Origin of the sequence: Mogibacterium diversum (assembly GCF_002998925.1) — a bacterium.
Lineage (GTDB): Bacteria > Bacillota > Clostridia > Peptostreptococcales > Anaerovoracaceae > Mogibacterium > Mogibacterium diversum.
This window is the reverse complement of the sequence record NZ_CP027228.1, coordinates 1,631,677-1,654,131: the sequence shown is the minus strand read 5'-3', so window position 1 is coordinate 1,654,131 and position 22,455 is coordinate 1,631,677. Positions and strand designations below refer to the sequence as shown.

General features: G+C 42.6%; 23 protein-coding genes. 1 reads left to right on the top strand and 22 read right to left on the bottom strand.

Going from position 1 to position 22,455, the window contains the following annotated elements; translation table 11 throughout:
• Positions 1–49 precede the first annotated feature (49 nt).
• The 7 genes from C5Q96_RS07905 to C5Q96_RS07875 form a co-directional block, all read right to left on the bottom strand.
• Entirely contained in the window at positions 50–700 is a 651-nt protein-coding gene (locus C5Q96_RS07905) for a hypothetical protein (RefSeq protein ID WP_106057835.1), read from the bottom strand.
• Positions 684–1,295: a DUF3114 domain-containing protein gene (locus C5Q96_RS07900; protein WP_106057834.1), complete on the bottom strand. Its 612-nt coding sequence runs from the start codon at positions 1,293–1,295 to the stop codon at positions 684–686. Before C5Q96_RS07900 ends, C5Q96_RS07905 begins: the two co-directional genes overlap by 17 nt.
• Positions 1,292–1,753 carry a DUF3114 domain-containing protein gene (locus tag C5Q96_RS07895; protein WP_106057833.1) on the bottom strand — a complete coding sequence of 154 codons (462 nt, stop codon included), beginning with the start codon at positions 1,751–1,753 and terminating at the stop codon, positions 1,292–1,294. Before C5Q96_RS07895 ends, C5Q96_RS07900 begins: the two co-directional genes overlap by 4 nt.
• Before the next feature lie 245 nt (positions 1,754–1,998).
• Positions 1,999–2,679, bottom strand: a complete 681-nt coding sequence (locus C5Q96_RS07890; RefSeq protein ID WP_106057832.1) for a hypothetical protein — start codon at positions 2,677–2,679, stop codon at positions 1,999–2,001.
• Positions 2,676–4,475: a DUF3114 domain-containing protein gene (locus C5Q96_RS07885; RefSeq protein WP_106057831.1), complete on the bottom strand. Its 1,800-nt coding sequence runs from the start codon at positions 4,473–4,475 to the stop codon at positions 2,676–2,678. Before C5Q96_RS07885 ends, C5Q96_RS07890 begins: the two co-directional genes overlap by 4 nt.
• A 93-nt stretch (positions 4,476–4,568) precedes the next feature.
• The gene (locus tag C5Q96_RS07880; protein WP_106057830.1) at positions 4,569–4,937 is read right to left on the bottom strand and encodes a hypothetical protein; all 369 of its coding nucleotides are present in this window, start codon (positions 4,935–4,937) and stop codon (positions 4,569–4,571) included.
• A gap of 1 nt (position 4,938) precedes the next feature.
• Positions 4,939–5,235: a TIGR04197 family type VII secretion effector gene (locus tag C5Q96_RS07875; protein ID WP_106057829.1), complete on the bottom strand. Its 297-nt coding sequence runs from the start codon at positions 5,233–5,235 to the stop codon at positions 4,939–4,941.
• 289 nt (positions 5,236–5,524) lie between these two features.
• Here C5Q96_RS07875 and C5Q96_RS07870 point away from each other — a divergent pair, with 289 nt between their 5' ends.
• Complete coding sequence (locus C5Q96_RS07870) at positions 5,525–6,793, top strand: ArsB/NhaD family transporter (protein WP_106057828.1); 1,269 nt, start codon at positions 5,525–5,527, stop codon at positions 6,791–6,793.
• Between the two features lie 120 nt (positions 6,794–6,913).
• Here C5Q96_RS07870 and C5Q96_RS07865 read toward each other — a convergent pair whose 3' ends face one another.
• The 15 genes from C5Q96_RS07865 to C5Q96_RS07795 all read right to left on the bottom strand — a co-directional run bounded on the left by C5Q96_RS07865 (position 6,914) and on the right by C5Q96_RS07795 (position 22,455).
• A complete protein-coding gene (locus C5Q96_RS07865) occupies positions 6,914–7,690 on the bottom strand; it encodes a basic amino acid ABC transporter substrate-binding protein (protein WP_106057827.1) in 777 nt (258 codons plus the stop codon).
• Between the two features lie 340 nt (positions 7,691–8,030).
• On the bottom strand, positions 8,031–8,972 hold the full coding sequence (locus tag C5Q96_RS07860; RefSeq protein WP_158696727.1) for an AEC family transporter: 942 nt from the start codon (positions 8,970–8,972) through the stop codon (positions 8,031–8,033).
• Positions 8,972–10,177, bottom strand: coding sequence for an isocitrate/isopropylmalate family dehydrogenase (locus C5Q96_RS07855; RefSeq protein WP_106057825.1), 1,206 nt, complete (start codon positions 10,175–10,177; stop codon positions 8,972–8,974). The genes C5Q96_RS07860 and C5Q96_RS07855 overlap by 1 nt, the downstream gene beginning before the upstream one ends.
• A gap of 152 nt (positions 10,178–10,329) precedes the next feature.
• Positions 10,330–12,252 (bottom strand): aconitate hydratase, encoded by a 1,923-nt coding sequence (locus C5Q96_RS07850; RefSeq protein WP_106057824.1) that lies wholly within the window; start codon positions 12,250–12,252, stop codon positions 10,330–10,332.
• A gap of 10 nt (positions 12,253–12,262) precedes the next feature.
• Entirely contained in the window at positions 12,263–13,648 is a 1,386-nt protein-coding gene (locus C5Q96_RS07845) for a beta/alpha barrel domain-containing protein (protein WP_106057823.1), read from the bottom strand.
• 240 nt (positions 13,649–13,888) lie between these two features.
• Entirely contained in the window at positions 13,889–14,725 is an 837-nt protein-coding gene (locus tag C5Q96_RS07840; protein WP_106057822.1) for a 4Fe-4S binding protein, read from the bottom strand.
• A gap of 301 nt (positions 14,726–15,026) precedes the next feature.
• A complete protein-coding gene (gene trpS, locus C5Q96_RS07835; protein WP_106057821.1) occupies positions 15,027–16,103 on the bottom strand; it encodes a tryptophan--tRNA ligase in 1,077 nt (358 codons plus the stop codon).
• Positions 16,104–16,169: 66 nt separating this feature from the next.
• The gene (locus C5Q96_RS07830) at positions 16,170–16,766 is read right to left on the bottom strand and encodes a 5-formyltetrahydrofolate cyclo-ligase (protein WP_106057820.1); all 597 of its coding nucleotides are present in this window, start codon (positions 16,764–16,766) and stop codon (positions 16,170–16,172) included.
• Positions 16,767–16,860: 94 nt separating this feature from the next.
• Positions 16,861–18,219, bottom strand: a complete 1,359-nt coding sequence (locus tag C5Q96_RS07825) for an MATE family efflux transporter (RefSeq protein WP_106057819.1) — start codon at positions 18,217–18,219, stop codon at positions 16,861–16,863.
• Positions 18,220–18,479: 260 nt separating this feature from the next.
• Positions 18,480–19,022, bottom strand: coding sequence for a glutathione peroxidase (locus C5Q96_RS07820; protein WP_106057818.1), 543 nt, complete (start codon positions 19,020–19,022; stop codon positions 18,480–18,482).
• Between the two features lie 290 nt (positions 19,023–19,312).
• A complete protein-coding gene (locus C5Q96_RS07815) occupies positions 19,313–19,966 on the bottom strand; it encodes a SanA/YdcF family protein (protein WP_106057817.1) in 654 nt (217 codons plus the stop codon).
• Positions 19,967–20,136: 170 nt separating this feature from the next.
• On the bottom strand, positions 20,137–20,451 hold the full coding sequence (locus tag C5Q96_RS07810) for a YbjQ family protein (RefSeq protein WP_106057816.1): 315 nt from the start codon (positions 20,449–20,451) through the stop codon (positions 20,137–20,139).
• Positions 20,432–20,665 (bottom strand): hypothetical protein, encoded by a 234-nt coding sequence (locus C5Q96_RS07805; protein ID WP_106057815.1) that lies wholly within the window; start codon positions 20,663–20,665, stop codon positions 20,432–20,434. The genes C5Q96_RS07810 and C5Q96_RS07805 overlap by 20 nt, the downstream gene beginning before the upstream one ends.
• 97 nt (positions 20,666–20,762) lie before the next feature.
• Positions 20,763–21,122, bottom strand: coding sequence for a DUF1667 domain-containing protein (locus C5Q96_RS07800; protein WP_106057814.1), 360 nt, complete (start codon positions 21,120–21,122; stop codon positions 20,763–20,765).
• Between the two features lies 1 nt (position 21,123).
• Positions 21,124–22,455, bottom strand: coding sequence for an NAD(P)/FAD-dependent oxidoreductase (locus C5Q96_RS07795; protein ID WP_106057813.1), 1,332 nt, complete (start codon positions 22,453–22,455; stop codon positions 21,124–21,126).

Here is a 22,455-nt window from a genome sequence, read left to right as displayed (position 1 = left end):
ACAGAAAGCTCGAATATGAGCTTTCTGAAAATACATCCCGACAAACGGGCTATCTATTCTGCTCCGCTATGCGCTCCTGTTCTGCCTTCTTGTCCATCTTGAACTGTTTGCGGAATTCCTCTACAGAACTAGGAAGTTTCTTTATGTCGGATTTATCATAAATCTCAAAGTAAAGGCCATTATTACTTATAGTGACTCCATCTTTACTTGGATTTCCAATAACATAATTACCTTTTTTGTTTTTAGCTGCAACCTGTCCTATAATCTCTTTATTGTTCTCAAGATTAGAATATCCATAGGCATCAATTAAGCCTTTTCTTGCATCTGTTGGATTTTTGAATCCTACACTAGCACTTTTAATCGGTGTAAGTTTATATAATCCTTCTTTTTCGTCATATCTACCAAAATATATATCTATATGTGGTTTTCTCCCATCACCATCTTCATTATAATCTTCATACGTTCCTCTGCTATCGTCATATACAAATACATATTTGTTTTTTTCTTTGAATTCAATGTAGCATCTTGGTTGATATTTTGTGGGATATTCAGTAAACAATCCGCCAATATATACTCTATTAATTTGTATTTGATTAATTACCGAAGGCTTTAAAACAAGGTATTGTACTGTTACAATAGCAGTACATGCCAATGTGGCTATAATCGCCAATCTAATTTTTGACTTACTTGTTTTTCGCATCTTTAAACCTCTCTATAAACTGCTTTCTATGCTTCTTCACCAATTCCTTTGTTTCTTGATTTAACTCACTAGGAGATTCGTATAATACTTTATTTCCTTTTTGGTCTTTTATTTTTTCTCCATTACACATTACTACTTTGGATTCATCTCGAAATTTAGGCTCATTATTTGATGTTGGGTATACGTCAAGGACTTTATGCACAAAATCATTTCTCCGTGCATAGTTAAAGCTAGAACAGTTTGCTTTTGCATCCTGAGTAGCATCTTTATCTAAAAGAGCGAGAAATTTGCCATCTCCAATAATTATAAACTCTGAACGGAATCTAGTATTGGTCACGACTTTTAGGTTTACTCCTCCATTTGCATTGCTGTGACCATTTGGATAAATAATTGTATTTTGGGAGTTAGTATAAAGCTTCTGATGAAGTCTTGCAGATTCATCTGCTGTCCAGTTCCAGATTTTCTCTTTGACTATATAGTTTATCAGCTTTTCTTCGTCTGTTCGCCCTTTGTAGTTATCCACTATGTATTTAGCCTGCTGATAGGATATTACGTACCTGAACAGATGAAGCTGCTTTCCTAAGTCACCTTTCATGCCGTTTGGATAGTATGCTTTTCTACTGTACCTGCTAGACTACCCCAGAATTTATCATCGGGCTTCATCTTTTTGTTTATCTTGTCCGCTACTGCTCTTAGTTGGTCTGCTGATGATTTTTCATCCAGTTTGTCCATACCGGTAATTTTCATCAGTGCAGATAGTTTCTTCTTGCTTTCGGACGCGGATATTCTATCTGCCTTCCATGCATACCACATGTTATCAAATACTTTAGTTCCGACTATTTGTGTATCGCTATAGCAGGATGATACGATTTCAGACATATTGGAAGATTGACCTTTTCTCCCAAGCATCTCTTTGAAGTACTTGCCAAATTCTTTAATGCTCTCTATAGGCCAGCCCTGTTTTTCTAACAGTAGCACCTTAGCTGTAACATCCTCTTGGTACTTTTCCCATGTTTTATCATCTATTGACTTAGGTCTCTTAATGCCGAACATGTTAATAACATCCAGCTCCTTTGTCTCTTCCTTTAGCTTTGCTCTCCATGAAGCATCTAGGTTTGGATGAAATGCGCCCGCTTTAAATGACTTACCGAGATCTGATAGTGCTGCGTTTATCTGTTCTGCTGTGCTATCTCCGGTGCTGAATAGGTCCTTTGTAGAATTCTCTATATCGTAATCCCTTAATTTGAAAACAGAAAGCTCAAATATGAGCTTTCTGAAAACCTATCATAACAAATATGCTATCTATTCTGCTCCGCTATGCGCTCCTGTTCCGCCTTCTTATCCATCTTGAACTGCTTGCGGAATTCTTCTATAGAGATGGGCAATTTTTTTATGTCAGATTTGTTGAAAAGGAGATAATAATAGTCATTTTTATCATAATAATTGCCACTATTATCCTGATATCCCAATATATATTCCCTTTTTCCTGTTCTAAAGATAATCCTTTCTGCATTATGTCCATACTGATTTAATACATATTTTTCTATTTCAAATATTCCACGACCATAGTAGTTAATTTTTTTCTTTGCAACAGCCATTGTGTTTTTAAATGACACCCCTGCACTATCTGTCGTTTTTAATATGTAGTTGCCATTCTTTATTTCATATTCACCAAAATATATATCTAGTCTTGGTTTACTTCCATCGCCATCCTCATCATAATTTTCCTCATTTCTTCTGGTGTCATCATACATTAATATAAATGTTTTATTATCTTTGAACTCAATATAGTACCTTGATTGGTCATTATCTGGATATTCACTTCTAGAACCGCCTATATACACAGTGTTAGTCTTAATTTCAGTAATTGGTTTAGGTTTAAAAAACGTTATTTTCATTATAATAGCTATAATTATTGTAATTAAAGAACAAGCAATAAGAACAATAATTGCTTTCTTATTACTAAAAATATTCTTCATAGCTTTACCCTCTTTCTGAAATATTCCTGACGCACATTTATATCATCTTTATATTGTGACATATCTTTAATCGCTGGCGGTTCAAATTTCAACTCATAACCATCCGAACTATATACTCTACAACCATTTTTATCATGTACATATAGCGACTCCCCTCTAAAAATTGGTTCGTATTTATATTTTTCACCAGCAGGGTTCACATCTAGGACTTGATGTATATAATCATTTTGCCTTGCATAATTGAAGCTAGAGCAGTTTACTTTAGCATCCTGTGTAGCATCTTTGTCCAAGAGTGTAAGAAATTTGCCATCACCATTAATTATAAACTCTGAATGGAATTTACCATTAGTAACGACTTTGATATTCACGCCTCCATTTGCGTAGCTATGCCCATTTGGATACATCTTGCTTTTTCGATTTATTTTTAGATGAAGTCTTGCAGATTCATCTGCTGTCCAATCATCATGTCCACTTTCTTTCAGATACCTTATTAACTTCTCTTCATCTGTCCCATCAGTATATTTATTTCTTATGTATTCAGCCTGCTGATAGGATATTACATATCTGAATAAATGTACCCGTTTTCCAAGCGTTCCTGTCATCTCATTTTGTGAATATATGCCTTTAACAGCCTTATCAACTTCAAATGCAACTCCATTAAAATTTGTTTTAGGTGGTGAGTAATATGCTGTTTCTACGGTACCTGCTAGACTACGCCAGAATTTATCGTCAGGCTCAAGATTAGGATCAATTTTATTTGCAATACGCCTTAATTCTTCTGCTGATGAATTCTCATCAATACCGTCCATGCCAGTTACTTTCATAAGCATCTTAAGCTTCTTCTTACTTTCGGATGCAGATAATCCTTCTGCTTTCCACGCATACCACATCTTTTTAAAGACTTCACTACCAACTAATTGAGTTTGCTTATTGCACTTATCTATCTCTACAAGCACATTACCGGCTGGAATCTTTCCTGCTATATTCTTGTTAATATATCTGGCGTAAGCCTTTATACCATCGACTGCCCAGCCCTGTTTTTCTAGTAGAAGTACATTTGTCGTTACCTCACCCTGATATTTCTCCCATGTTTCCTCATTTATGGATATTGGTCTCTTTATACCATAGAGCACTATAGCATCCAGCTCCTTTACCTCTTCCTTTAGCTTTGCTCGCCACGAAGCTGCAAGGTTTGGATGAAATGCCCCCGCTCTAAATGATTTACCGAGATCTGACAGGGCTGCGTTTATCTGTTCTGCTGTGCTATCTCCAGTACTGAATAGGTCCTTTGTAGAATTCTCTATATCGTAGTATGCCTGTTCTTGTTCCTCCCAGATTTCAAGCATCCTGCGGTGGTTATCTGCTAGGTGATCATATAGTGATGCTCTTGTGCTTTGATTTTCTGCATAGACTGCGATTGCGGCGTATGTAACCGCATTCTCTCGGCAACGTTTTGCCCTATCCTCATATGCACGAATTCTACCTCTTGCATACTCTTGTCCTTTGAGGATTTTATCACCATCCAGGACTTTATCACCGACACTACTCATGAGGGTTTTGTATTCGCCTATATTGTATTTAATTAGCGACCTAATACTTTGTAGCACTGTCTTGTAGTCTGCAATCTGCTGCTTTAGAGCATCGAAGGCTTTGCTTTCAAGCTCACTATTATTGATAAATTCATCTAGTTTATGCTCTACATTTATGGTCTTTGATGATACCTCGTTCAGGTTATCTATTGCCTCTCTGCACTGGGCTTTGATTTCTGCTGGGTCTAAGTAAAAACTTGCACTCACACTATTACTTCCTTTCGTAGATTTCTGCTTTCCATATCTTCTAAGAATGCTGAATTTAAAAATTTTAGCACCTGTCTTATAGAGGTTTTCGAATCATCTATTATCCTGCTTTTCTGCTTCTTTCGCAATTATAAGCTGCTGATATAGCCTATCTTCTTCATCGAACAATCTTACGTGATGACGTTGCACTTCATTTCTTACTTCATCATAATCACTAGAATTCTGCATGCTCGCTATACCAAGTGAATCGCAGGTATTGTCGATTATACCGATTAGTTCATTATCATCGTTTCTGCAAAGTTCATATCTGACTTGTTCATTTAGCTGCGCATTACCACTTGCAAAATAGTGTTCATCATCGATTTCACTACCTACTTTGCGCTTCAGATACTCAAGTTCATCATGCTTATTTTCAAACTCTCTGAGTTTGCCTCTTATCTCCTCTTCTGTGAAATTCTTCATATTATCTATCTAGCCTTGGTGCTTTTGACTGCAACTGCATGCTTATATCTCTGTCAAATTCATCGAACTTCACACCGAGACTGCGGATATTCTGTGCATCCACAGTTATTGTCTCGTCAAACTTTGAAGCAGAGTTCCTTACCTTGTCGTAAGCTGTTTTGCTGCTTTTATTAGCTGTTATCGTCGATTTGCCATCCTGAGAAGCTAATGGACTAAGCCTCAAATCGCTAGACGCGCCAGTAATACCGCTTGCTATAGAAGATGTGGTATCTTTGTTTACTTTTATTGATTTTGTCATTATGAGGTTTCCTATTCTTTTTTATTTTATTTAATTATTTTACCATAAATTGTAGAATTATTATATCTCTAGATTTGCACTATTATTTGAGTCAAATGCACTATTCTTAGACGCATTTCAGATTTTCATTCACAGTCACCCATTTTTATATTATTTATAAATTTTCATTTACAATCGCTCTTTTCATATTATTTATAAATTTTCATTCACAGTCACCCATTTTTATATTATTTATAAATTTTCATTCACAGTCACCAATTTCATATTCTTTTGTGGTAGAATTCAACCTATGAAAATTTTAGTAATTACGATGTTTATACTCATGTACGTCGTGATGATCTTCTTCCAGAAGTTCCGCGTACATGCCGCACTGACTTCAGCAGCGGTTTTCTTAATAGCTGGTGTTATGTCCGCTAGTACAGCGATTCAGTCTGTGAACTGGAATATCTTGCTGATGATTTCTGGCACGATGATTCTTGTGCACTACTTTATCGACTCCAAGATGCCGAACAAGCTCGCAGACATACTCCTCGATAAGTCCAAGAACATGATGATGGTCATAATCTTCATGTCGTTATTCTCTGGATTTATCTCTGCGTTTGTAGATAATGTCGCGACTGTACTCATGGTAGCCCCTGTCGGACTAGCCATCTGCCGCAAGCTCGATGTATCACCAGTTCCGATGACGCTATCGATTGCCGTCTCCTCGAACCTCCAAGGTGCAGCTACACTCGTTGGGGATACCACTTCGATGATGCTCGCTTCGTATGCAAAGATGGATTTCTCATCCTTCTTCGTATTCCACGGCAAGCCAGGAATCTTCTTTGCCGTAGAACTCGGGGCTCTCGCAACAGTGCCTGTTATGATGATTTTATTTAGAAGGTATAGGCAGCCTGTTTCAGCTGAGGAATATACAGAAGTTAAAAACCTAGTGCCTACATATATGCTGGTAGGTCTAGTAGCGACTCTTATATTCGTGTCGTTCTTCCCGAACAAGCCAGACATAACTAACGGTGCTATATGTATAACCTTTGCGGTCGTTTCAATAATTTTTGACTATGCAAAAAGGCGCGATGGAGACCGTACGATTGCCGCCTTAAAGGATGCAGACATCGAGACGCTACTGCTACTATTCGGACTATTTATCGTAATCGCGGGTCTCACTGAAGTAGGCGTTATCAAAGATTTGTCTGACCTTATCGTGAGGACTGGCGGAAGCAACATGTTCCTCCTCTACACGATTATCGTATGGGGATCAATTCTGATTTCGGCTTTTGTCGACAATATCCCATATGTTGCGACTATGCTTCCTGTACTTCAGGGTGTAACTGCGACGCTAGGAGTCGATCCTACTCTGCTCTATCTTGGCCTGCTCTGTGGAGCAACGCTAGGCGGCAACCTCACTCCGGTCGGGGCATCTGCGAATATAACGGCGGTAGGCATTTTAAGGAAGAACGGAGAGATTGTAACCTTTGCGGAATTTATGAAAATCGGAGTGCCGTTTACGCTGACGGCGGCTACAGTCGGATATGCATTCATATGGTTCATATACGGCTAGAGAACTTGTAAATTACAAACTAAGAGGGATTCACTTATGTGAACCCCTCTTTTGTTTCCCTATTTCCTCATAAATATATTCGATTCTGATATATTATCGATTATCTAGTTTATATATTTTTTACTGCTCAATCTTCCACTTCTTAGCGAGTTTGTCGTAGGTACCGTTTTCCTTGAGATGCTTTAGTCCCTTGTTAATTTTCTTAAGAAGCTCCTTGTTATCGGTCTTAACTGCAATCGCAACATCAGCAACGCTGTCTGGCTTTATATCACCTACTATTTTGTACTTGTCACCCTGTGAAGCAACGATATCTACAGCAACAGGCTTGTCCACAAGAACTGCGTCAACGTCACCATTTCCAAGCTGCTGAAGTGCTGTTGTGTTCTGGTTTAGGATAACTGTTTTGAATACTTTGCCTTCCTTCTTGAGCTGCTCTGCTATATCAGCCTGAGAAGTACCTGTCTGCGCTGCTACCTTGAGCCCGCTTCCTGCTGTGAAGTTATCCCAACCTGTTATGCTTGTATTGTCTTTCTTTACAAGTAAAACGATACCCGTCTTATAGTAAGGGTCTGAGAAAGCCACCTTCTTAGCACGTTCAGGCGTCACATTCATGCCAGCGATTACGATATCCGTGCTATCAGACTTGAGCGCAGGGATGAGTGCATCGAACTCGAGAGATTCAAATTCGACCTTGAAACCTTGATCCTTCGCAATAGCCTTCATAAGATCCATATCAAATCCCACAATGTCTCCATCCTTATTTGTCGTATCAAATGGAGGGTAGGTCGGTTCAGTCGAAACCTTGTACACCTTGTCCTTGCCACCACATGCAGAAAGTGCTCCTGCCATAATTAGGCACATCATGAGTGCCAAAATCTTTCCGATAGTCTTTTTCATTTTACTGCCTCTTTCTTTAAAATAATGTTCGCTCTAAATATTTTCTCTAAATTCCGCTACTTTTAATTTAACATCCATATTTATGGCTTGCACTTATCCGTGTTGGTGCTGATACTATCGTCGCCCTTTCTAACTACCGAGAATTGCATCAGTTTTTCGGATGTGCATAAAGCTGTTTATATGTGTATTTTTAGTAGTTCTTGTGTATGAATATACTCTCTCTTCTTCCTTTTGTCAACGTCTTTTTGAATTTTATTTCATATTTTCGTTTTTTTATTCAATAATATGTAAAATTAATACATAGGCCCCGCATGTTGCTTGTTACCTATGTATCCTGATTTTAGAACATTCCCATATTCTTAAACAGAAATAACCACCCGAATATGGTTAATATAGAAAAACCAGTTGTGAATATTACTGCATTACCTGCAAGCTCTCCATCGCTTCCCATAGACTCTGCCATTGTATATGATGACACTGAGCAAGGCGCTGCCATCATAACTATTAGCGATACGAACTCTACATCTCTGAATCCGAGCAGCATCGCTATAGGTAGTCCAATTGCTGGGAGTACTATTAGCTTGGCAATTATTGATATACTTAGGTTCCGCCTGCCAGACTTCACACTTTTGATATTAAATGAAGCACCGAGCAGTATCATCGCCATCGGAGTCGTACATTCAGATAGAGAATAGACAACCCTGTCTATCGATTTCGGCACTGTTATATTGAGGGATATCGCTATGCCTGCTGCCACGGCACCGAGAATTATCGGGTTAGTTGCGATCTTGCGGAGCATTTTAGAGATGCTAGCACGACCACCACGGTAATACTCCAATATTATGACAGCTAACACGTTGTACGTCGGAACGATTATAGTGACGAGTATAGCTGTCTTGGATACATTTCCTGCACCGCATATATTAATTGCGATTGGAAGCCCCATAAGTACGAAGTTGCTTCTATACATCGCCTGTATCATCGCTCCGCGTGTCTCTGGTTTCTTCTCTAGCTTTTGAACCACTGGTATGCTAAGCGCTATGTAGGATAAAAGAAATACAAGTGCAAATACTATAAGTCTTGGGCTCAAAGCTGTGCTCAACTTCGCCCCGTAGAGGTTCTCGAACATCATCGGTGGGAAGAGCACAATAAAGACGAGGCGATTGAATCTGTGCACCTCGTCATCATTTATAAGGCCTACTCGCTTTACGAGCATACCGATTATCAGATAAATCATCAGCGGTATGACCGCATTTATACAAATCCAGAAATTTTGTACCATTACAACCTCGACATGACTAATTCTGTGTATTCGCGGCATGTTGCGCCGCCTGCCATTCCTGTCATTCGTGGTCCAAGCTCCTTATCAGCTGCTTCTAGTGCATCTTCAAGCCGCTTCGATTCATCTCTATAGCCCACATGTGAAAGCATCATCACCGCTGCCTTCAGAAGGCTTGACGGATTGGCATATTCGCCCAGCCCTTCCTCAATCATGCGTGGAGCACTGCCGTGAATTGCTTCAAATATCGCGTAATTCCTGCCGATATTCGCACTTCCAGCCGTTCCGACTCCGCCCTGAATCTGAGCTGCCTCGTCAGTAATTATATCACCATACAGATTAGGAAGTACAAAAACTTGGAAGTTATTTCTGATATCCTTGTTGACTAGATTAGCTGCCATGATATCGATGAACCACGAATCCGTCTCAATCTCTGGGTATTCCTTAGCGACCTCACGGCAGATATTAAGGAAGTTGCCGTCAGTCTTCTTCATGATATTGGCTTTAGTCACTATGGATACTCGCTTCTTGCCGTTAGCTCTCGCGTATTCATATGCGGCGCGAGCGATTCTCTCTGTGCCCTCGTCTGTCGTCACCTTAAAATCGACTGCCAATTCTCCCGTGATATATTCACCCTTGCTGCCTAATGCATATTCTCCTTCCGTGTTTTCACGGAAGAATGTCCAGTCGATTCCTTCTTCCGGAATTGCAACTGGTCTGACATTGGCAAATAAGTCAAATGATTTACGCAGGTAGACATTAGCACTCTCGATATTGGCTGTATTCATGGCAGCGTTCGGTGTTGTTGTTGGTCCTTTGAGTAAGACATCGCATTCGCTCATCGCTGCCATGACGGAGTCCGGGACTGTCTTGCCTGCGGCGAGGCGGTTTTCGAGGGTGAAGCCTTCGATTGGCTTTAGGACTAGGGAGCCGCTTGCAAGTCTGTCCCGGAGGACTGCTTCCAGCACTTTCTCCGCTTCGGTCATGATAATCGGGCCGATGCCGTCGCCGGCAGCGGTTCCGATTATTACCTTGTCTCTATTCGAGTTAGGAACAGGATCACCAGTTTTGTTAGCTGCACCTTTCTCCTCTCTCTCAGCTCGCATGCGCTGATTCCTTGCCACCTGTTCACGTAGCACGATTTCAAAATTCTCAACAGCACTCCTGATATCCCGCTCTATTTCTGAGCTATATATCTTTTTATCCATTTCCTTGTCTCCAATTTCAAACTGTACGATTCAAGTTTCCTAGCACAGCCTCAATAATATTGCCCTAAATTATAAAATCACTATTTATGGTATTAATAGTACGATTTTCTAATCTTAACTAGCTTTGAGTTGTGTACCATTCACTGCTCCATCTAGTTTTCCATAGCCGCATAATCAAGAAGTCCTCCTGCTAATAGCACTTCTTTCTGTCTCTCTGCAAGTTCCATGCGGAGCGGAATATTCTTATCTCCAGCATGCAGAATTATTCTGTCATCTTCTAGAGCTGCTCTCACTCCATCTAGTCTGAGCACATCCCCCTGTTCTATCTCATCATAGTCATCTGGATTCTCGAAGATTAGCGGCAGGATCCCCGCATTCACAAGATTTGCCGCATGAATTCTGGCAAAGCTCTTCGCTATAACCGCCTTTATTCCGAGGTAGAGCGGTGCAAGCGCAGCATGCTCTCTAGATGACCCCTGTCCGTAATTCGAGCCGCCAATTATGAATCCCTTACTAGCTGCCTTGGCTCTAGCTGCAAAGGTCTCATCTACTACGCTAAAACAAAACTCAGATATCTTAGGTATATTAGATCTATAAGGTAAAACCTTTGAACCTGCTGGCATGATATGATCTGTGGTGATATTGTCACCAACCTTGAGAATGACCGCAGCCTCTATATGGTCATCCAGCGGACTTGTCTCTGGGAATGGTTTGATATTAGGACCGCGTAGCACCTCTGCCGTCTCGGCTTCTGCTGCTGGCAGTGGTGCGATGATTCCGTCATCATTGATGCGGAATCTATCTGGCTGCTGCGGCTGTGCGATCGGAGGGAGTGTCGTTGGATCTGTGATATAGCCTGTGAGCGCCGACGCTGCAGCTGTCTCCGGGCTTACCAGATACACCTGTCCATCCTTAGTTCCCGAGCGACCGAGGAAGTTCCTATTAAATGTTCTAAGGCTAACACCTTTTGAGTTTGGTGAGAATCCCATTCCTATACATGGTCCACATGCGCACTCCAGGATTCTAGCACCTGCATCGATCATGTCTGTGAGCGCCCCGCTCTCCGCCATCATGGAGAGTACTTGTCTTGATCCTGGCGATATTCCCAGACTCACACTGTCTGCAATCTTATGTCCCTTTAAAACCGATGCAGTCTTAGTCATATCTGCAAATGAAGAATTTGTACATGAGCCTATCGCAACCTGATCAACCTTAATTCCTGCGAGCTCTCTCACAGGCTTTACATTGTCAGGACTATTTGGGCAAGCTGCTAGAGGCTCAAGCTCGCTCAGATTGATAGAGTAACGCTCAGCATATTCAGCATCTGGATCGCTTGCTAGAGGAGACCAGTCAGCCTCCCTATCCTGCGCTGCCATGAACTGACTGGTCACCTCGTCAGAAGGAAAAATCGAGGTAGTAGCTCCGAGCTCAGCGCCCATATTAGTGATAGTCGCACGCTCAGGAACGCTGAGCGTCGCTACACCCTCGCCGCCGTATTCGACAATAGCGCCAACGCCTCCCTTTACAGATAGCATGCGCAGAACCTCCAAAATGATATCTTTGGCGCTCACATTAGGGCGGAGCTCTCCGATTAGTTCCACGAAAATCATCCTAGGCATAGGGATGTGGTAAGCTCCGCCACCCATGGCAACAGCTACATCCATGCCCCCAGCGCCCATCGCCAGCATTCCGAGCCCACCGCCATTCGGAGTGTGCGAATCGGATCCAATCAAAGTCTTGCCCGGAATGCCAAATCTCTCATAATGAACCTGGTGGCAGATGCCGTTGCCAGGTCTCGAGAAGTACACACCGTGCTTTGCAGCCACGGTCTGAATATATTTGTGATCATCTGCATTCTCAAATCCAGACTGCAGAGTATTGTGATCTATATATGCTACGGAACGCTCAGTCTTGACCTGCGGAATTCCCATAGCCTCAAACTCCAGATACGCCATTGTTCCAGTCGCATCCTGAGTCAGAGTCTGGTCAATCCTGAGCCCGATCTCCTCGCCCACCTTCATCTCACCACTAACCAGGTGAGCTTTAATAATTTTCTCAGCTATTGTATATCCCATTTTATGCCCCCTACCAGCTTCCTTCAGACTCTCCAGTTACGAATTTATTTACAAGCGCATCAATCTCATCTGCTCCGATAACAGATACCCTGCCGTTATCATATTGATTATCAATCCAGCTCTTGATATAGCTAACCACTTCGCTGTGCTTATCTACCTTGCGATCGCCATCTAGATGATATTTCTCATTGAGCCAAACAGCTACTCCAGCCGCACCGCTGTTCTGGTTGATTGAAACGAGAGGTGGTCTATTGAGGAATTTCTTAGTGTCAAATATATTGTAAATTTCCTCATTCTTAAGCAGCCCATCCGCGTGAATTCCAGCCTTAGTAACGTTGAAATTCTTGCCGACGAAAGGGGTCTGTTCAGGTAGATGATACCCGATTTTCTTCTCATAATACTCGGCAAGTTCAGTGATAACCGTCGTATCCATCCCGTCCAGTGTGCCGCGCAGCTGCGCATACTCGAAGACCATCGCCTCAAGAGGAACATTTCCAGTCCTCTCTCCTATGCCAAATAGCGTAGTATTTACCGCCGCTGCTCCGTACAGCCACGCAGTCGCCGCATTAGTAACGGCCTTATAGAAATCGTTATGCCCATGCCATTCGATCATCTCACTCGGTACCCCTGCGTAATGCTGAAGTCCATAGATTATCCCAGGAACTGACCTAGGCATCGCAACTCCTCCATAAGGAATTCCGTATCCAAGCGTATCACATGCACGAATTCTAACAGGCATATTAGCCTGCTCTGCAAGGTCCTGAATAGCCTTTACAAAAGGGACTACAAAACCATAGAAGTCAGCCCTCGTAATGTCCTCAAGGTGACACCTTGGCATAACCCCAGCTTCAAACGCATCGGAAATGACCGATAGGTAGTGCTCCATCGCCTGCCTTCTATTCATGCCGAGCTTCGTAAATATATGGTAATCTGAACAGCTAACGAGTATACCAGTCTCCTTAACACCGATGTCGTGCACGAGCTTAAAATCTTCTTTCTTAGCTCTAATCCATGTCGTAATCTCTGGAAATTCAAGCCCCAGTTCTCTGCACTTCTCGATAGCTCGCCTATCTCTATCACTATATACGAAAAACTCCGTCTGCCTAATCTTGCCGTTAGGCCCTGATAGCCTCGACATCATCTCATATATATCTACAATCTGCTCAACAGTATATGGTTCGCGAGATTGCTGCCCGTCACGGAATGTCGTATCGGTAATCCATATCTCCTTAGGCATTCCGAGAGGATTTCTTCTAAAGTTAAAGGACACCTTTGGTATCTCGGTGTACTCGAAAAACTCACGCATCAAGTTAGGTTCTTCAACATCTTGAAGCTGGTAATTGTAAGGATCCTGTTCTAGTAGGTTTGATTTCTTATTGATCTTGATGTCACTCATCTGTTATACCTCGCAAATTTTAGTTTCCCGTCCCCTTAACTATAGCCTCCGCTAATCTACGAGCTTCGTTATAATGTTTTATACCGCCGCACTAGATTGTATACATGTATATTAATATGCAATATTTGCTATGTCAAGTAATCACACCAACTATGACGAATTTTCCATATAAAATACCCTCATTACTGGGTGTCCAGTAATGAGGGTACATATCATCATGACTCTCGGTCCCTCTTCCGTCTATATAAACCACTCAGGGTCTTTTCTCTTAAAATGAAGCTTTTCTCTAGCAATCCTCGTCGCCCTAGCGAGCGAACCGTAGAACCCACGCGCATCTTGAGGACACGCCTTTATGCAAGATGTGCACGAGATGCATTCCTTTGGATCAGACTTCCTGAGATCATCAGTGCTTATTGCCCCAACTGGGCATACTTCCTTGCACTTTCCGCAGCTTATGCATAGAGAATTCGCTGTAGGGTGAATCGGTAATTTCATAGGCTTGCGCTTTGGAATAGAACCAGGAATCATGAGCGGTGCGAGTCTTCCTCTCATAGACGAGATATCTGTGCACACGAAACGTTTCAGCTTCTTAGCACTGATTCTGCTGAACTCAATCATCTTCTTGATATCGTTCGCATCTGGTCTACTCTCTGCAACCTTAGGGAACATCGAGTGCTGTGCGATAAATGCTGCTGCACTTATCACGTTAAAGCCTCTCTCATTCGCATACGTATACAGCTCATATAGCGCATCACCGTAGCTGTTATTTCCATAAGACACAAGTGCAATCAGGTACGCTCCGTTACCATTTACCTTAGACAGCATCTCTTTACAAATCTCTGGGATGCGTCCAGACATAACAGGAAGTCCCATCACGACGATAGTCTCGTCAGTACAGTCAATCGATGTATTGATTCCGTGGCGCTCACTTAAGCACAGCATATCGTAAAAAGAATAGCTGAGGTCATCTAAGCAGCTATCACGCATGTTATCAGTTAATTCAATTGTAATCTTCTTGGTTATCTTGGCTGTCGCGCCCGATGGGCTAAAATACATGCCTACAACGTTCTTAATCATCTTTGAATCTCACACATTTGCAGTGCTCACAGCACTTCGAGAACATCCCTTCATAACATTACATAGATTTTACCATGCAATAGAAAATAATGTGTCTCGGTAATGTGCATTTTTGTGAAGATAAAATGAAGAAGTGCAGGAAATAAAAGTGACAGACCCGAATCATCGAATCTGCCACACATATTTCCCCAATTTCTCTGGAAACTGATTTTTAATTCTTCAGCCTCGCAATATATGATCCAAGGCAAATACTTAACCTTGCCTAAGAGGCTGGTTTCAGGCTTTCACTAGTAAGCCTCGCCTACTTAAGATTGTAATCTTCGTTCCACTGATTGAAGTAATCGATCTGCATCGCTTTCTTCATCTTATCAAGAGTCTTTTCTGCTTCAGAATTAGCTAGTTCTGTGCCCTTACGAAGCATCTCGACAACAACCTCGGGGTGCTCCTCATAATAAGCGCGTCTCTCTCTGATTGGCTCTAGGAACTCATTTAGCACCTTGAGAAGGAACTTCTTAACCTTAACATCGCCGAGACCTCCTCTTCTGTAATGATCCTTGAGCTCATCTAAATCCTTATATTCAGGTAGATACTTCTCGAACGAGTCAGGCTGTACAAACGCATCTAGATATGTAAACACGGTGTTACCCTCAACCTGACCAGGATCCTCAACCTTGATGTGGTTAGGGTCAGTGTACATGCTCATAACCTTAGTCTTGAGTTCCTGCTCGCTATCCGATAGATAGATGGTATTGCCAAGCGACTTGCTCATCTTAGCTTGACCATCAGTTCCTGGAAGTCTGAGGCACGCCTTGTTGTCAGGCAGGTAAATCTCTGGCTCAACTAGAACTTCACCGTAAGTAGCATTGAATTTACGCACTATCTCGCGGCACTGCTCGATCATTGGCTCCTGATCCTCGCCAACTGGTACGATAGTGCCCATGAATGCAGTTATGTCGGATGCCTGGCTGATAGGATATGTAAAGAATCCTACTGGCAGATTTGCCTCAAATCCACGCATCTTAATCTCATTCTTGACTGTAGGATTACGCTGAACTCTAGCTACTGTAACAAGATTCATATAATACATAGTCATCTCGTGAAGTGCTGGAATCTGTGACTGGATAAAGATGGTTGTGCGCGCTGGATCTATGCCGATTGCTAGGTAATCCATCGCAACCTGAAGCACGCTCTCGCGCACCTTTTCTGGATTATCTGCATTATCTGTCAGCGCCTGTGCATCTGCAATCATAACGAACATCTTATCGATGCTCGAATCCTCCTGCAGGATAAGTCTCTGTCTAAGTGATCCCACATAGTGTCCTATATGCAGTCTGCCGGTCGGTCTATCACCGGTTAGTACAACTTTATTTTTGTTCATATTTTTCCCCTTATATCTATATTCATGTCTATGGTGTAACTTACTTTTGATTAATTTGTCTCGAGTTTAGCCACGCCATCGTGTACCATAGATAGAATCCTCAGTCGCAACCCCATCCATATACACATCTGTATCTTCTAGCGGAATATCGTCTGTAAGTAGCTTCTCAAAGCAGAGCGCAATCTTTTTAAATCCTGATACGCTGAGAAATCTATCATAGTAACCAGCGCCATGCCCGATTCTTCGTCCGTCCTTCGAGCATGCCACGCAAGGAACTATTGCTAGATCAAACTCATCTGCAGTAATTTCAGTAGCTTCAGCAAGTGGCTCTCTGATCCCGAACGCACCTCTCGCTAGCTCATCACCGCTCTTATATTCCTTGACTACCATCTCATGCGGTCCAACACAGAGCGGAATCCCAACGCGCTTTCCATCCTCGAGAGCTCGCTCTATAATCTCATCCGTCACTGGCTCGCCACCCATCGACATGTAGCAAAAAATCGTATTCGAATTCTTATATGCATCAATTGCCAGTAATAGATCAGCAATTTTATTGCTCGCTTCTTCGATATATTCAGGTGAGAGCTCCTTTACGATTTCTCTACATCTTGCGCGAAGCGCCTTTTTATTTTCATGTATGTTCTGTTCTCTAAGAGTTTCCACATTCGCTCCTTATCGTGCAGCTACTGCACTTCGTAAGTCTTACGGATATATATGTTACAGATATATATGGTCATTTGATAGATGCAAAATACACCTATAGCTGGCTTATTATATCCTTCTTTATCTTTCTAGTATATATGATTGACATGCTAAGTCCAAAGAATTCTGCAAATACAAACGAGAACCACACGTAGTCGACATTACCGAGCTTAGATAGGAAGTATGCCGCTGGCAGTAACACGATTAGCTGTCTCACTATTGATACGTACATGCTGTACACACTCTTGCCAAGTGCCTGGAATACTCCTCCTCGCATAATCGAGTACCCTGCAAATGGAAATACCAGCGAGATAATTCTAAGCTCAACAGTTCCAATCCTCATCAGCTCTGGGGATGCTGCGAAGAAGCCGAGCAGTACATGCGGGATTGCCCAGAAAATGAACATACCCACGGTCATAATGACTATGCCATAAATCGCAGCCAGTCTCATGGCTTCATTTAGTCTCTTGCGATTCTGTGCGCCATAGTTGTAAGCGATAATCGGAACTATGCCATTATTCATGCCGAACACTGGCATAAAGATGAAGCTCTGAAGCTTGAAGAACGCTCCAAATGCAGCAACCGCAGTGGTTGTAAATTTTACGAGTATCTGGTTGAGGCCGAACACCATTAATGAACCTACAGACTGCATGATGATTGATGGGACGCCGATTTCATATATTTCTCTTATTGTATTCCAGCTAGGTCTGAAACCCTTAAAGGTCAGCTTGACCTCTCTATTCTTCTTAATATTGAAATAAAGCCCTAGCAGCGCACCAACGGTCTGTCCAAAAACGGTGGCATATGCAGCGCCGGCGATTCCCATCTTAGGTGCACCAAACCATCCAAAGATAAGGATCGGATCCATGATGATATTAATAATAGCGCCGGTACTCTGAGTGATAAATATGTATATGGTCCTGCCTGTGCTCTGCAGCAGCCTTTCGATTGTAACCTGCAGGAACACCATGACCGATAGCCAGCATACGATTCTGAGGTACGTTACGCCATACTCGATTATCTCAGGATCATTTGTCTGCATCTCTATAAAAGGTCTTGCAAATAGACCTATAATTACGAATATCGCATATGTTACGAAGCTCAGGAATATTCCATTTTGTGCCGTAGCATTTACCTTATCGAACTCCTTTGCCCCGAGGTACCTTGACATCAGTGCACTCATGCCGACTGCCGTACCTACTCCGAATGCAATCATCATGGATTGAATCGGAAAGCATAGTGAGATGGCCGTAAGAGCATTCTCATTAATCTGAGCGACAAATATGCTATCCACTATGTTATAAAGCGCTAGCACAAACATAGAAACCATGAGCGGAACCGACAATTTTATAATCAGTGACGGTATCGGCGCTGTCCCCAGCTTATTCTCTTTTATATCAGCAGCTGTGCTCATCGTTCCCCCTTTTCTTGTCCCAATAAATAAAAACGACTGAACGGGTATCCATTCAATCTACGGTTTATTATACCATTTTGAGAGCAAAACATTCTAGTGCAGAAACGCAAAATAGTACATAAGAGTTGTACAATCTTTAACTTTATAGCTTCATTTATCATATTGCCGCAAAGGAAAAAACGTAGCCTCAGCCACGCTTTCTCCATTGCAGTATATTTATTATTAAGGATGTTACAGCCCGTAGGCTTGGAACAACTGATTTAAATGAGAGAAGCCACGCACTTCTCCACTTCCTCCATCTTCGCAGTGGGCTCAAATCGCTCAACTACATCGCCGTTTCTGTCGACCACGAATTTGGTGAAGTTCCACTTGATATCAGGATTATTCTTATAATCCTTGTCCATCTTCTTAACCACTAGCGAAAGTCCTGTCGCCTTGAGGCCTTTGCCAAAGCCTTCAAAGCCCTTCTCTTCCTTGAGAAATTTATATAGTGCTAGCTGGTTCTCGCCGTTCACATCAGACTTCTTCATCTGAGGGAACTTCGTGTTGTACTGCAGAGTACAGAAATCATGTATCTCTTCATCAGTCCCAGGAGCCTGTCCCGCAAACTGGTTGCAAGGAATATCTAGCACTTCAAATCCCTTATCATGATACTTCTCATACATCTCTTCAATCGGTTCATACTGAGGTGTGAAGCCACAGCCTGTTGCTGTATTGACAACGAGGACAACCTTCCCCTCGTAATCTTTCATCGATACTTCGCTTCCGTCTATAGCTGGAACTGAGTAATCATAAAATCCCATATCCATTACCTCCTGTTATGACCTTTGAAAAGCCCTTTGAAATCCACATGCCATTTTTATGTGGCATTCTCGTTACTACGTTAATCTTCTAGTCTAATTCCCTTTTTTAGACTCCCCTTACATGTACGATTATATTGCGCTAAATTCTTTTGTCAACAATTAATGATGCACTTATATAAATACTTGTATGCATTATAAGGGTTTCTCCTCCCATATATAAAAAGCGCCAGAGTTTCTACTCCAGCGCAAAATTCACTAAATTCATAATTTATTTTTGAACGGTTATCAATTTACCAGCTGACCTGCCCATCGCCTGTAATATCAATCTTGTCTCCGAGGAACGTCGGTTCTGGTTTCACAAGGCACTGCACAAAAGCTTTTTCTCTAGATAGAAACTCCCTGATTGCACGAGCCTCATCGCCGTCATACTTCTTCTCGGCAGCACTTACTCCTACAGCTTTGATGCCAAGCCGCTTTGCCGTATATAGCGATCTCCCCTCGTGATAATGCTGTGTAACCACTACAGCTGACTTTACACCGAATATATCCTTTGCGCGATACATCGATTCATACGTCGAGAAACCTGCGTGATCGAGGAATATGTCCTTTGCTGGGACACCGTGCTTCAAGCAGTAGTTCTTCATGACCTTTACCTCGTCGTAATTGGTCTTGCCATTATCCCCAGACAGCAGCAGCTTCGGTGCTACCCCCGCATTATAAAGCTCTATACCACGGTCAAGCCTATCCTTCAAGATCTTAGTAGGCTCACCATTTCCGTACACCCCTGCACCCAGCACGATGATGCAGTCATACGATTGACCGCGAATTTGATCTAAGCTGCGGAGACTTCGCTCTCCTTCGAACTTAACAAATAGATTGATTCCCACGATGATGACTACAGCTATCAATATTAACTTAAATATCCATTTAATAACCTTAAGCATAGGTATAATAATATCCCTCATAGGTGATATATGCAAGGAAGTAACGTGTATATAAATCAAAAACAAATGAAAACCGGGTCTTCTAACTCGCTCGTTTAAATAAGCGAGTCTCTGGCCCGGCAAAATTCAATTATTTATAGTACTTTGGCTTGCATCCAAGTCATCTAAGATTAGTCAACGAACTTAACAGCTGTTCCGTATGCCATAACCTCTGCAGCGCTCTGCATTATGGATGCGGATGCATAACGAACTGCAACAACAGCGTCAGCGCCAACACTCTCAGCCTCATCAACCATTCTCTTAGTTGCAAGAGCTCGTGCGTTGTTCATCATCTCGTTATACTTAACGAGTTCTCCGCCGACAAGAGTCTTGAGTCCAGCTCCAAAGTCTCTGATAGCATTAACTGTCTGAATTGTGCTTCCCTTTACAAGTCCGATAGTCTGAACTTTTCTGCCTTCGATTTCGTTAGTAGTTACTAAGATCATCGTCTTCCCCCTTCTGAATCTCGCGGATTCTCTCGATTAAGATGTGCAGTACTCCGTATATAAAGCCAGCACAGATAAGTGCTACAACTATTCTTACGCCAAGCGGTATCCCAGGAATAATTTCGAAACCGATGAAGTAGATCAGTATAATTCCGATGACTATCCCTATTATCGCAACCGCTACGAGAATACTGCCGATTTTATTTTTCTTCATAAAACATCTCTCTTCTCAAATACCCGAGCATGCACGATTGCTTGCCCCGTATTTACGGATAATTATACCATCTGGGTATGGATAGGACAACAGAAGCTTACCTCATACTCCTACTCGCAATCAGATTCACGCCTGTACCCATAAAGTCACTCACGATTACGTCGTCTATCTCCACAGGAGTCGTTACTCTGAGTCCTTTAATCTCACCCATCGCCTCGCGCCAAATGTCCAGAGGAATCTCGCTCTCGGTAATTACCGGCAGCACGCGGTTGACCGCCCCATCGATTCTTACCGTCGAAGTCAGAATCCTCATCGGGCGAGTTATCTCCTGCTCTGCATAGCTAAGACCTTCTTTGCAGCTGTACCCTTCAATTTCTATAATTTTATCATCTTCGAGATGCACAGTAACTCTGCAGCCCTTCGGACAATTTACGCAAATCAATTCTGCATCTCTCATCTTAATTCTCCTTTATCTGAACCGTGAGATCCCCATCGGCTTCTTCAAGGTTCTTACCAGCTATTACCACCTGTTCCATCTCAGAGGGGATAACCACATCCTTGTGGATGGAGCGCATCAGCTTATCACCCTTCGAGATCTCTATCGTGACATCGTTCATCGGTTTACGGACACGGAAGTAAAGTGTCACAGCCTTTGGCAGGCTCTTTTTGTGGAGTTTCGCAGGAACTACGTAGCTCACCATATTTCCAGCGTGAGCTTCACAGTACGAATTACCGGCTAAAGATTCATCGTCATCATCTGTAGATAATCCGAATGTCTCTGCTTCATCATCATCCTGAGTTTTCTCTAATCTGTGCTTTAGAGCGTCATAGTATCTAGCAGCCCCTACCGCCGCCTCACCGGCCTGCTTCGTAACGAAGTCTGCTAGGTCATGCACGTGAAGTCCGTTTCCGCATGCGAATATTCCCGGAACCGATGTCATATAGTTCTCGTCGACAATTGGTCCACGGATGCTCGGATCCATTTCAATTCCAGCCTCTTCAGCTAGAGTGTTTTCAGGAATCAGTCCAACGCTTAGAAGCAGTGTATCTACGTCGAAATACATCTCGCTTCCCTTAATCGGCTGTCTCGTATCATCTACCTTTGTGAGCTCAATTCGTTCGAGCCTATCACGTCCATATATGTTAGTTACAGTATGAGATAGATATAGAGGAATCCCAAAGTCATCGAGGCACTGCTTCATGTTACGAGGTAGCCCATTGCTGTACGGCATAAGCTCTGCAACACCTAGCACTTCAGCACCCTCGAGGCTCATTCGGCGAGCCATTATGAGTCCGATATCTCCAGAGCCGAGTATAAATACTTTCTGACCGACCATATAACCATCTATATTGAGGTATCTCTGCGCCTGTCCCGCTGTGTAGACTCCAGCCGGACGCTCGCCAGGGATTCCAAGAGCACCGCGGCTTCTCTCGTAGCATCCAACGGCAAGGATGATGATATCTGCCTTGAGCTTCTGATATCCCTCTTCCTTACTCACATACTCAATGACGCGGTCTTTACTCATGTGCGTAACCATTGTGCCTAGCTTGATCTCTACACCAGATGCTACCGCGTCCCTCTCGTACCTCTCTGCAAATGCAGGTCCGCTAAGCTGCTCTTTGAAGGTTGTAAGTCCGAACCCATTATGTATGCACTGATTGAGCACTCCGCCAAGCTCGATATCGCGTTCGATTAAAACGACATCCGATAGCCCTTCGTGCTTTAGCTTTGCAGCTGCCGCAAGTCCACCGCAGCCACCACCTATTACCACTGCCTGACAATGTCTCAT

Excerpts from the sequence above, each read along its gene's own strand:
- C5Q96_RS07815 (WP_106057817.1), bottom strand. The coding sequence starts at position 19,966 with ATGCTTAAGGTTATTAAATGGATATTTAAGTTAATATTGATAGCTGTA.
- C5Q96_RS07900 (WP_106057834.1), bottom strand. The coding sequence starts at position 1,295 with ATGAAAGGTGACTTAGGAAAGCAGCTTCATCTGTTCAGGTACGTAATA.
- C5Q96_RS07865 (WP_106057827.1), bottom strand. The coding sequence starts at position 7,690 with ATGAAAAAGACTATCGGAAAGATTTTGGCACTCATGATGTGCCTAATT.
- C5Q96_RS07850 (WP_106057824.1), bottom strand. The coding sequence starts at position 12,252 with ATGGGATATACAATAGCTGAGAAAATTATTAAAGCTCACCTGGTTAGT.
- C5Q96_RS07895 (WP_106057833.1), bottom strand. The coding sequence starts at position 1,753 with ATGTTCGGCATTAAGAGACCTAAGTCAATAGATGATAAAACATGGGAA.
- C5Q96_RS07860 (WP_158696727.1), bottom strand. The coding sequence starts at position 8,972 with ATGGTACAAAATTTCTGGATTTGTATAAATGCGGTCATACCGCTGATG.
- C5Q96_RS07805 (WP_106057815.1), bottom strand. The coding sequence starts at position 20,665 with ATGAAGAAAAATAAAATCGGCAGTATTCTCGTAGCGGTTGCGATAATA.
- C5Q96_RS07810 (WP_106057816.1), bottom strand. The coding sequence starts at position 20,451 with ATGATCTTAGTAACTACTAACGAAATCGAAGGCAGAAAAGTTCAGACT.
- C5Q96_RS07800 (WP_106057814.1), bottom strand. The coding sequence starts at position 21,122 with ATGAGAGATGCAGAATTGATTTGCGTAAATTGTCCGAAGGGCTGCAGA.
- C5Q96_RS07905 (WP_106057835.1), bottom strand. The coding sequence starts at position 700 with ATGCGAAAAACAAGTAAGTCAAAAATTAGATTGGCGATTATAGCCACA.
- C5Q96_RS07880 (WP_106057830.1), bottom strand. The coding sequence starts at position 4,937 with ATGAAGAATTTCACAGAAGAGGAGATAAGAGGCAAACTCAGAGAGTTT.
- C5Q96_RS07795 (WP_106057813.1), bottom strand. The coding sequence starts at position 22,455 with ATGAGACATTGTCAGGCAGTGGTAATAGGTGGTGGCTGCGGTGGACTT.
- C5Q96_RS07855 (WP_106057825.1), bottom strand. The coding sequence starts at position 10,177 with ATGGATAAAAAGATATATAGCTCAGAAATAGAGCGGGATATCAGGAGT.
- C5Q96_RS07845 (WP_106057823.1), bottom strand. The coding sequence starts at position 13,648 with ATGAGTGACATCAAGATCAATAAGAAATCAAACCTACTAGAACAGGAT.
- C5Q96_RS07875 (WP_106057829.1), bottom strand. The coding sequence starts at position 5,235 with ATGACAAAATCAATAAAAGTAAACAAAGATACCACATCTTCTATAGCA.
- C5Q96_RS07820 (WP_106057818.1), bottom strand. The coding sequence starts at position 19,022 with ATGGGATTTTATGATTACTCAGTTCCAGCTATAGACGGAAGCGAAGTA.
- C5Q96_RS07840 (WP_106057822.1), bottom strand. The coding sequence starts at position 14,725 with ATGATTAAGAACGTTGTAGGCATGTATTTTAGCCCATCGGGCGCGACA.
- trpS (WP_106057821.1), bottom strand. The coding sequence starts at position 16,103 with ATGAACAAAAATAAAGTTGTACTAACCGGTGATAGACCGACCGGCAGA.
- C5Q96_RS07870 (WP_106057828.1), top strand. The coding sequence starts at position 5,525 with ATGAAAATTTTAGTAATTACGATGTTTATACTCATGTACGTCGTGATG.
- C5Q96_RS07890 (WP_106057832.1), bottom strand. The coding sequence starts at position 2,679 with ATGAAGAATATTTTTAGTAATAAGAAAGCAATTATTGTTCTTATTGCT.
- C5Q96_RS07825 (WP_106057819.1), bottom strand. The coding sequence starts at position 18,219 with ATGAGCACAGCTGCTGATATAAAAGAGAATAAGCTGGGGACAGCGCCG.